A 10,663-nucleotide genomic window follows, 5' to 3' on the forward strand; every position below is an offset into this window, starting at 1 on the left:
CAACATGGGCCCAGGTCCGGATGCTAATATGGTTTTCCAGGAATGGATTTACATATTTTTTGTAATAGGAAATGACCGTTTCTTTATTAAAATTGCCTCCGAAGCAATAGAAATCAAAGTTATTGACACGGTGTACCTTTGCAAGGTCCTCTCTACACAATTCCTTTTCTAACTCCCTTTGAATCCTTGGGAAAATGAAGTCATTCTCAATAATTATGACATGATCTCCGTTTTCAATTCCATTAATGATATAGGAGACGGTATTAGTTATATAGGTTTCAAGATTGGTGTATTCATAAAAAATATGTCCACCAGGTGTCGTCTCTAGCTTCCTGGTTTGTACGGTGATCTTCTCTCCCACCTTGATTCCTCCTTGAAAAATTCAATTACAATACAGCCAACGGTGGTCTAGTTCTAATCAATTGTAAGTGGTAGTAACATATTATCATAGAAGAGAACACGTTGTATTTGAATTCAGAAATCAATCCTTGAAGTTGTCATCTGAATGAATTGACTCTCATGATTTTTCATTTAATCTTAATGTAACATTATTTAGGCAGAATAAACATTTAGAGTGAATAACGTAGAACCTGTCTAGTAATATATCCTGTAATATTACTTACCTTGTTAGTTAAGTCGTTAGCTAAATGGTTTGTTCTCACAAATTAATGTGATCGTTTAATTGATGGTGAGTGAATTCGCAATAAATGAACTCTCCCTTAATTGCATAGTTTTTTTCTAAACTCCCATTTTCCTTAGAGGCTCTGTTAAACTTGCCTGTTCATTTCCGTTCCAGACGCTTGCTTTCCAGGGCGTTAGCCGAGCCTGTATGGCTAATCCTCCAGGAGTCAAGCGTTTTCCACTTCAATCAACAAACTGCAAAAATCAAAAATGGACTTTTTAACAGTCTTCTTAAAAAGAAAGAGAGCCATTTATATATTGAATAGCTCTCTAAATTACACAAATATTATTGTTCATTAGTTATTTTTGGAGTTGAGATAATTCCCAATCGGACCGCAATACTCCCATTACTATAACATCGAATCTTTTTCCGTCCCTATATACTACCGATCTTTTTCTACCTTCCTGGATAAAACCAACTTTTTCATATGCTCTAATTCCACTATTGTTATACTCTATTACTTCCAAACCTACTCTATCTAAGTTTAATTCGTGGAAAGCATAACGTAGAATAAGCTGAATTACCTCTGTTCCATATCCCTTATTACGGTTAACAGACTCTCCTATCCCAATAGCTAAAGTACCTGTTCGATTATTCCATTCAATGCTATGGATTGTGACAAACCCAATTAGGTGGTCATTTTCAATGGTTCTTATTCGAAAAGAGACCTCGTTTGAATAAGGTTTTTCTTCTGAATTCACATCTAATGGTTTAGGATAAGCATATTCAGTATCAACATTACGAAGATATTCCGAATCTTCTTGCCATCTATTCATCACTTCAGTGTCTTCATGTCTCGAACCTGTAAGCCGTATTCTTTTACCATGAAAAAGATTAGGGTTAAAAATAGTTTTCATTTTTATTTCTCCTTAGTTGAATTAGTCAAAATACACCTCTTTATCTCTGATTGACCAATAACCGTACGCAATACCTCATCCCCTTATTCTTTTGATAGATTAATGATAATTGTCGCAACGAGAATACTCAACAAAAAGAAATATATTATGCTAGATTGTTATTAATAAAATGATGCTTGTAAATTTTGCAATTGAAAAAATACAAAGCAAAATTTTCAAATTCCTTATATTAATCGGAATGATTTGAAGCCTTTGATAAGGGAACTTTCAAAACATAGAGTGCTACTGCTGGTTGAAACAATCATTCATGACGGAACAGAGATTTCTAAAGGTTATAAAGCACAATTTCTCCGTACTGGAATTGTGCTTTTCTCTGCTATTATTTCAATTGGATATTAATTAGAGATTAAGATATTTTTCTTTAAATTTTGGACTAAGTTCACTCCATACATCAAATTTATTTTCATCTATATCATAGAAAACAAAATTCCTTCCTGCATGTCCCCTATCTTCAATCTCTCCAACATTTATTCCATTTTGCTTAAAATCCCTATGTATAGCTTCTAATGCTTTTAATCCATTAACTTCAAAAGTTAATGAAAAACGCTCATTCCCATGAATATCAAAGAAATTGGCGCTTTGATTTTCATTAGACTTCACAAGAAAAAAACTTTGATTGGCAAGATTTAAAATAGCTTTGTCTTCATCTTTGTAACTTAACTCTGCTCCTAATTTATTTACATACCAGTAAGAAGAAAGATCAACATTTGATACTGGTATATAGGTTGTTCCTATTCTTAATAATTTTCCACTCATTTTTTCAGTCTCCCTTTCAATTATGTATTAGTTTCTATCCATAAGAATCATTGCACATAAGTTCAAAAATCCCCTAGTGTGTGTTTACAATAAAAAGGGTAAATCTATCCTTTTAAAATGATGTTCACCTAGAATATCCCAAACGAAATCCACCTCTTAGGAATTATTGCTTTACCATTTATACTTTGTCATTTTTTAAGATCAAATCTGTGAAATCATGACACATTCATGTTTTTTCTATTATTTATTAATAAATTCTATTTTCGATAAGTACTATCCTTTATTTTACAAAAATACCCTTTTTAGATAACAAAAAAAGCCGCCATTTAGGGCAGCATGATTATGAACTATTTATTTTTTTGTATATTTTGTAGACAATAGCTTTATAAAAAGGCAGTTTTAGTCTAGATTAAAAATTAAAGCTTCATGTTAATGATAGCCTATATTATGACTGGAGTTACAGACACAAAATAAAGACATTATCACCTTATTGAATGTTCGCAATTCAATATATCTTATTTCTCTCCACTTTCATTTCGTACATTTCCACATGATTTTCTATATACTCTTTAGATATTTGAAAACCAACTTTTTCGTAGCATCTGATTGCACGCTTATTATCCTGACGGACGCCTAGGAAAACGGCTGAATTTTCTGGTTCAAGGAATGCTTCTTTTACAAGATTCTCAGTCACTCTAGTTCCCAGGCCTTTTGAATGCAATGTAGTAACTCCGATAACAATGGAAAACTCAACGGAAGTCTCATCGTCATTTTTCGGCTTTTTTAAACCAGCTCTCCCAACAACTTTGTCATCCAATAAAATTGAGTAGTATGTTGCATTTGAACGAGATAATTTTTCTCGCCAATATTCCGTCAGTTCCTCTAGTGAATATGGTTTGAATTTTTTTGCATTTGCGGTATTGTGAAGCTCTTCATCGTTATACCATTCTAAAAAAATTGGTACATCTTCCAGTTTCATTTGTCTTAATGACCAATTCATGAATTCTCCTCACTCTTTCAACTCACTTAATTTAAGTCCCACAAAAAGTTTGATAAGGTCCGTCTAAAGGATTAGGAAGTGTACAAAATGCGTCCTGGTTTGGTGAGAGCGTATATGGGTTTGAAAGGACAGCCAGTAATTTTTCCATCACGCTATAATCCCCTATTTCCTCAGCTGCTTTCAATGCTTCTTCAACTTTGTGATTTCGTGGAATAACAGCAGGGTTACTGTTTTGCATTAACTTTTTAGAAGATTCGATTGATTCCTCTTGTCGCTTTAACCGTGCCTGCCAATTTTCCTGCCACTTGGAAAATCTAGAAGTTTCAAACAGGGGTGAATTCTCTATCTTTTCATATGTTAATACCCTGAATGTATTAGTGTAATCGGCTTTATGCTCCTTCATCAAATCAAGGAGTTCGTCAATAAGAGATTCATCCTCCATCTCTTCGTTAAAGATCCCTAATTTTGCTCTCATTCCCGTTATCCATTTTGCCTTATACAACTTTGAAAATTCGGAAAGAGCGTCCTCCGCCAGTTTTACTGCCTGATCCTGCTCTTCGTGTAACAATGGCAATAATGCTTCTGCAAAGCGTGCCAAATTCCACACGCCTATATACGGTTGGTTGCCAAAAGCATAGCGTCCTTGTCGATCAATGGAACTGTATACTGTTGCAGGGTCATATGTATCCATGAAGGCACAAGGACCATAATCGATCGTTTCTCCGCTAATGGTCATATTATCGGTATTCATCACTCCGTGGATAAAACCAACTAATTGCCATTTGCTGATGAGCTTGGCTTGACGGTTGATAACTTCTTGAAGTAATGAAAGATATGGCTGCTCAGTGTTTTTGATTTCAGAATAATGGCGGTTCAATGTATAGTCAGCCAAAGCCTGTAGTTCTTGAACAGTTCCCCATTGTGCAATATATTGAAAGGTTCCAACACGTAGATGGCTAGCTGCAACACGCGTCAGGATGGCACCTGGTAGTACCTTTTCACGATATACGGACTCACCTGTTGACACTACTGCGAGACTACGGGTTGTAGGAATGCCCAGTGCATGCATCGCTTCACTAATAATATATTCTCGAAGCATCGGTCCAAGTGCCGCTCTTCCATCTCCTCCACGAGAGTAAGGTGTACGACCAGGACCTTTTAGCTGAATATCAAACCTTTCACCTAAAGGAGTGATTTGCTCGCCAAGCAAAACTGCCCGCCCATCACCTAACATATTAAAATGCCCAAATTGATGTCCTGCATAAGCTTGAGAAAGTGGTTGAGCTCCATTAGGGATTTTGTTTCCTGCAAACACATCCAATCCTTCTTCATTTTTTAACGCATTGACGTTTAACCCTAACGATTTTGCCAGTGATTCATTCAAAATGGCAAACTTCGGATCACGTACAGGGGTGGGATTATGCCTGGAATAAAGCTTTCCTGGCAAAAGGCTATAGCTATTCTCAAAGCTCCAACCTACTTCTGGATGTACGTTTGTCATGTCTTCCTCTCTCCTTCCGATTTTATAGATTCATTACCTTTAATGTATAGAATACTTTTCTTCTCTCGGCCGCTTTTAGTGTCTAACCTATTCCCATTTAACATACCCTATCCACACGAAGATGGCGACTTTTTACTATTTCATTTTAAGACAAATTTCATAAGCCATAAAATCTGCATTTAGAAAACGCTTGCAAAATTATTAATCCGTTCTATAATACTTGTATACAAGTATACTCGTAAAACAAGGAGGTGGACGTATGACAGAAACCAATGAGTACCTTTATCCACAAAAATGGCTTTCAAAAGTTTCCACAGGAGATCGCGTAACTTATGAATTAAGAATGCGGATTATTTCAGGATTAATTGAAAGCGGTACCATCCTTTCAGAAAATAAACTAGCTGCTGATTTTAATGTCAGTCGCTCCCCCATTCGCGAAGCATTGAAAGTACTCGCATCTGAAAATATGATTCGTTTAGAGAGAATGGGTGCGGTAGTCATCGGATTGACCGAGAAGGAAATCGAAGAAATTTATGATGTACGTTTACTAATAGAAACGTTTGTTTTTGAACGTCTTGTGAAAGTTAACACTACTGATTTGGTTCTTGAATTGAGTAAAATACTCGAAATGATGAAAATCGCTATTAAATATAAAGATGCCGATGAATTCTCCTATCAGGATGTACTTTTCCATGAAACGATCATCGGTGCCATCAACCATTCCTATATCATGATGATTTGGAACAACGCAAAACCAGTAATGGAAGCGCTGATTCTTTTATCGATGCGTGCACGATTTAAGGAAAAGTATGAAGACTTTCAACGTATTATCGATAATCATGAACTTTATATAGAAGCAATCAAAACTAAGAAACGAGAACTCATGATCCAATCTTTACATCAAAACTTTGATGATGTTCAAGGTAAAGTTGAAGACCTATGGAGGTCACAACAAATGCTTTCCAAAGGAGTTGAGCAAGAAAAGTGACTAGCTATATGTTAGGGGTAGACATCGGAACGACTAGCACCAAAGCTGTTTTATTCAGTGAGAAAGGTGAAGTTATCCGACAGGAGAATATTGGATACCCCCTTTACACCCCAGATATTTCAACAGCTGAGCAAGATCCAGAGGAAATTTATCAGGCTGTCATTACTGCTATTTCGAAAATTATGAAACAGCATGATCCTCAACAAGTCTCGTTTATTTCCTTTAGCAGTGCCATGCATAGTGTTATTGTTATGGATGAACAGGATCAACCACTGACACCTTGTATTACTTGGGCAGATAATCGAAGTGAAGCTTGGTCTCAAAAAATCAAAGATGAGTTGAATGGACATGAAGTTTATAAACGTACAGGAACGCCAATCCATCCGATGTCACCATTAAGCAAAATCGCGTGGATTGTAAATGATTATCCTGAAATCGCTTCGAAAGCAAAAAAATACATTGGAATAAAAGAATTCATTTTTAAAAAGTTCTTTAATCTATATGTAGTCGATCATTCCCTCGCTTCTGCCACAGGGATGATGAACTTAAAAGCATTGGATTGGGATAAAGAAGCTTTAAAAATTGCAGGCATATCACGTGAGCAATTATCCGATCTCGTACCAACGACTAAGATTTTTACAGACTGCAATCCAGAACTAGCAAAACAGATTGGAATTTCCCCTAATACACCATTTGTGATTGGTGCAAGTGATGGCGTACTTTCCAATCTTGGGGTCAATGCGATACGTAAAGGCGAAATTGCCGTCACAATTGGGACAAGTGGAGCCATCCGGACCATCATCGACAAACCCCAAACGGACGAAAAAGGTCGAATTTTTTGCTACGCATTGACCGAGGATCATTGGGTAATTGGAGGTCCTGTTAATAATGGAGGGATGGTTCTCCGCTGGATTCGAGATGAGTTTGCTGCTTCTGAAGTGGAAACTGCTAAAAGACTTGGCATCGATCCGTACGATGTCTTGACCAAAATTGCAGAGCTCGTTAGGCCAGGAGCTGATGGATTGCTATTTCACCCTTTCCTAGCTGGCGAGCGTGCCCCTTTATGGAATCCAGATGTGCGTGGATCATTTTTCGGCCTAACGATGTCTCATAAAAAGGAACATATGATTCGTTCAGCACTTGAAGGAGTCATTTTCAATCTTTACACCGTATTTTTAGCCTTGGTTGAATCAATGGAAGGTCCTGTGACCCGAATTCAAGCTACTGGTGGCTTCGCAAGGTCCGATGTGTGGAGACAAATGATGTCCGATATCTTCAATTTGGAGGTAGTAGTGCCAGAAAGCTACGAAAGTTCATGTTTAGGAGCATGCATCTTAGGCTTATATGCCACAGGGAAAATAGACTCTTTTGAAGTCGTATCTGAAATGATTGGCAGTACTCATATGCATTCACCTAACGAAGAGGCAGCAAAAGAGTATCGTCAATTAGTGCCAATCTTCATAAACCTATCTAGAGCTTTAGAAGATGATTATGCAAGGATTGCGAATTATCAACGGAGCTTAATTAAGTAAGATTTCAATGGGGATGAACTTCTCTCTTCTACTAATCTAGACAATGCTACAAAGTATGGGTGTCTAATCCATTCCTGCATTATTCAATTATCACATACATTTCGAGGGGGATTATTATGCCATTAGTTATAGTTGCAATTGGTATTTTAGCGTTATTGATACTAATAATGGGCTTTAAGTTAAACACATTCATTTCTTTAATTATCGTATCGTTTGGTGTTGCTTTAGCTCTAGGTATGCCATTAGGGGAAATTGTCAAAACGATTGAAGCTGGTTTAGGTGGAACACTTGGTCACTTAGCGTTAATTTTCGGACTTGGTGCGATGCTTGGTAAGTTAATAGCAGATTCCGGCGGTGCCCAACGTATTGCTATGACTCTAGTAAATAAATTTGGTGAAAAAAATATTCAATGGGCTGTAGTAGTTGCTGCATTCATCATTGGAGTTGCTTTATTCTTTGAAGTAGGTTTAGTCTTGTTGATTCCAATTGTGTTTGCGATTTCTAAAGAATTAAAAGTATCAATATTATTCCTAGGAATTCCGATGGCAGCTGCTTTATCCGTTACACACGGGTTCTTGCCACCTCACCCGGGACCAACAGTAATCGCTGGAGAATATGGAGCAAATCTTGGGGAAGTGTTACTTTACGGGTTCATCATTGCAATTCCAACTGTGCTGTTAGCTGGACCTCTATTCTCAAAGGTTGCTAAAAGAATTGTTCCTGAATCCTTCAATAAAACTGGTAATATAGCTTCTCTTGGTGAACAAAAAGTATTTAAGATTGAAGATACTCCTGGTTTTGGTATCAGTGTATTCACGGCAATGCTTCCGGTTATTTTAATGTCAATTGCTACAATAATAACTTTAGTTCAACAAACAATGGGCTTTGAAGATAATCGTGCTCTTGAAATTATCCGTTTTATTGGTGACGCATCGATTTCCATGATCATTTCTTTATTAGTGGCTATTTACACAATGGGATTAGCAAGAAATATTCCAATCAAAACAGTTATGGAATCTTGTACAACTGCCATTACACATATTGGTATGATGTTATTGATCATCGGTGGCGGCGGTGCCTTTAAGCAAGTATTAATTAATGGAGGTGTAGGTGACTATGTAGCTGAATTATTCAAGGGTACATCCCTATCTCCTATCTTATTAGCTTGGATCATCGCAGCAATTTTACGTATTTCACTAGGATCCGCAACTGTTGCAGCTTTAACCACTGCCGGACTAGTCATCCCGATGTTAGGTCAATCTGACGTGAATCTTGCACTTGTTGTACTTGCAACTGGAGCTGGTAGTTTAATAGCTTCCCACGTAAATGATGCAGGCTTCTGGATGTTTAAAGAATACTTTGGATTAAGCATGAAGGAAACATTTGCAACATGGACACTACTTGAAACGATTATTTCAGTGGCTGGATTAGGATTTATTCTATTATTGAGCTTATTTGTATAAATGAAAGGGTCAGTCCCATACAAGGGGAGCTGACCCTTTTTCATGAATTAAAAATCGATGAATAACTTATTATTGAAAACATAGATCCATTATCTGAACAAAAATGATAACCATATATAAATGTTTATGAAATTACAAATGACTTGATAGATCTAATATTAATAAGCCCGGCTCGAATTACTATTTCAAGAATAGCATACAAAGATTACCACATAAGTTATACCTCTCCTATCAAAGCTTCGTGTTTCACTTTATCCATGAAGTCCTGCACAACTTTATTGTTACTTTGCTGGCTACCGAGCTTTAGCATTGCTCTTCCAACAAAATTAACTCCTTTATTTTGACCTTCATAAATAAATTTCGTTTGTGTTTCATCAAGTTTTATTAAGGTAAAAGTTAAAGTAATTTGGAATGCCTTTCCTAGGACAAAGCTAATGGTCTTTACCTTTTTATCTTCGTGATCTTCATAAGCTAAAGTTTCAACCAAATAGGTTTCGACGCGCTTTCCTTCGCGATATTTCTGTTGATGCTTTGCTCCGACCTGCCATTCCTCCCCTTCAATTAGTGTATGTTCTTCTACTTTCGGCATAATTTTCTTGATGTTCTTATCTAAAAATAATGCCCATACCTTTTCAATACTAGTATCGATGATTATTTCTTCTTTCCATTCAATCATTCATTCTCCTCCTTCCCAGATGCCAAAAATTCATCTATCTCAAGAGTCTGTAGACGAAGATCTTCTATTTGCATCTGAATTTTTTTCCTTTTTTGAATTAATAAATCTTCTAAATGTGCGAATGACTCATCCTCCATCACAGAAATCATCTCCTGGATTGTAAATCCGAATCTTCTTAATTTGACTAAAAGGATGGCAAGAAAATAGCTTCCATCATCGTAATAACGATAGTTGTTATTCGGATTAATAAATGCAGGTTCTAGTAATTTAACCTCTGCATAATATCGTAGAGTTTCTTTGCTTAATCCAGTCAATTCAGCAAACTCACTAGTTTTATACATCATTCGCCTCCCTTATCAATCATAAACTGTGGGGTACACCACAAGGTCAATAAATATTTTTTCCAACCCAATATCATAGCTTATTAAACTATTAGCGATATTTATATTGTAACCATAACCTTTGTCGTTACCGCTCTTTATTTACAAAAATGCTGAATTTGTGTAGAGAGAGTTCTAGTAGCTATTTGTCGAAAAATCGATATTTGGAGATTTTCGATATTATTTTTGCTCGTTTCGTTGTTATTTCCCATGAATTGATTATATTTTCTCAGTTTCGATTGTAAATTTTACATTTCGATAATGACCTGAATCACCTTCCAAAAATCTATTAAATTTCCTAACGGATAATGGGTTTCAGCGTAGAAAAGATGTGATAATGCATAAATTCAATAAAAGTTTCTCATATTTGATTAAATATGCTGAGTTTTGATAACATTTCTGGTACTTAAAGCTACATTCGCCGTATTAAATTAAATATCACAACTCAAAAAAGAAAAAGAGTTGCCGCAGCAACTCATTAAAATTCTTGTATCTAAAAATATTCCAAACTATTTATTTTTCCATCATCAATTTCAAGATGACTTCATCCGTATGTCTCGTACCTTCGTTTCCTAGCTTACAGAAGCTTTCGATACTTTTTTCCACGTCATCATGGATGAATCCGTCCGTAGATTTAATTTCTTGATCATTTAGTGCCAACATGGCGGATTGAACAGCCACATTTGAACACGTGGATACTTTCATGGCACAGCCGGCCTTGGCTCCGTCACAAATCATTCCAGAAACATTTCCAATCGTGTTTTGAAT

11 protein-coding genes are annotated in these 10,663 nt (G+C 36.3%); 3 read left to right on the top strand and 8 right to left on the bottom strand.

Features of this window, described 5'->3' with window-relative positions:
* The 5 genes from DBX25_RS20925 to DBX25_RS11525 all read right to left on the bottom strand — a co-directional run.
* A partial coding sequence (locus DBX25_RS20925; RefSeq protein WP_205685221.1) for an MEDS domain-containing protein occupies positions 1–361 on the bottom strand: 361 nt, incomplete at its 3' end.
* Between the two features lie 620 nt (positions 362–981).
* The gene (locus DBX25_RS11510) at positions 982–1,539 is read right to left on the bottom strand and encodes a GNAT family N-acetyltransferase (RefSeq protein WP_108670950.1); all 558 of its coding nucleotides are present in this window, start codon (positions 1,537–1,539) and stop codon (positions 982–984) included.
* A gap of 399 nt (positions 1,540–1,938) precedes the next feature.
* A complete protein-coding gene (locus tag DBX25_RS11515) occupies positions 1,939–2,355 on the bottom strand; it encodes a VOC family protein (RefSeq protein ID WP_108670951.1) in 417 nt (138 codons plus the stop codon).
* Positions 2,356–2,860: 505 nt separating this feature from the next.
* Positions 2,861–3,355, bottom strand: coding sequence for a GNAT family N-acetyltransferase (locus DBX25_RS11520; RefSeq protein ID WP_108670952.1), 495 nt, complete (start codon positions 3,353–3,355; stop codon positions 2,861–2,863).
* Positions 3,356–3,386: 31 nt separating this feature from the next.
* Positions 3,387–4,856: a protein adenylyltransferase SelO gene (locus tag DBX25_RS11525; RefSeq protein ID WP_108670953.1), complete on the bottom strand. Its 1,470-nt coding sequence runs from the start codon at positions 4,854–4,856 to the stop codon at positions 3,387–3,389.
* A 259-nt stretch (positions 4,857–5,115) separates the two neighbouring features.
* Here DBX25_RS11525 and DBX25_RS11530 point away from each other — a divergent pair, with 259 nt between their 5' ends.
* The 3 genes from DBX25_RS11530 to DBX25_RS11540 all read left to right on the top strand — a co-directional run bounded on the left by DBX25_RS11530 (position 5,116) and on the right by DBX25_RS11540 (position 8,839).
* Positions 5,116–5,844 (top strand): GntR family transcriptional regulator, encoded by a 729-nt coding sequence (locus DBX25_RS11530; protein ID WP_108670954.1) that lies wholly within the window; start codon positions 5,116–5,118, stop codon positions 5,842–5,844.
* Positions 5,841–7,376 (top strand): gluconokinase, encoded by a 1,536-nt coding sequence (gntK, locus tag DBX25_RS11535; protein WP_108670955.1) that lies wholly within the window; start codon positions 5,841–5,843, stop codon positions 7,374–7,376. Before DBX25_RS11530 ends, gntK begins: the two co-directional genes overlap by 4 nt.
* Positions 7,377–7,492: 116 nt before the next feature.
* Positions 7,493–8,839 (top strand): GntP family permease, encoded by a 1,347-nt coding sequence (locus DBX25_RS11540; RefSeq protein ID WP_108670956.1) that lies wholly within the window; start codon positions 7,493–7,495, stop codon positions 8,837–8,839.
* A 217-nt stretch (positions 8,840–9,056) separates the two neighbouring features.
* On the opposite strand, the gene DBX25_RS11545 is transcribed toward DBX25_RS11540, so the two are convergent.
* From DBX25_RS11545 to DBX25_RS21320, 3 genes are all read right to left on the bottom strand, one after another.
* The gene (locus DBX25_RS11545; protein ID WP_108670957.1) at positions 9,057–9,515 is read right to left on the bottom strand and encodes an SRPBCC family protein; all 459 of its coding nucleotides are present in this window, start codon (positions 9,513–9,515) and stop codon (positions 9,057–9,059) included.
* A complete protein-coding gene (locus tag DBX25_RS11550) occupies positions 9,512–9,859 on the bottom strand; it encodes a MerR family DNA-binding transcriptional regulator (RefSeq protein WP_240620259.1) in 348 nt (115 codons plus the stop codon). Before DBX25_RS11550 ends, DBX25_RS11545 begins: the two co-directional genes overlap by 4 nt.
* Before the next feature lie 549 nt (positions 9,860–10,408).
* A partial coding sequence (locus tag DBX25_RS21320; RefSeq protein WP_240620260.1) for an L-serine ammonia-lyase, iron-sulfur-dependent, subunit alpha occupies positions 10,409–10,663 on the bottom strand: 255 nt, incomplete at its 5' end.

Origin of the sequence: Peribacillus acanthi (assembly GCF_003073175.1) — a bacterium.
In the GTDB taxonomy this organism is placed as follows: domain Bacteria; phylum Bacillota; class Bacilli; order Bacillales; family DSM-1321; genus Bacillus_BN; species Bacillus_BN acanthi.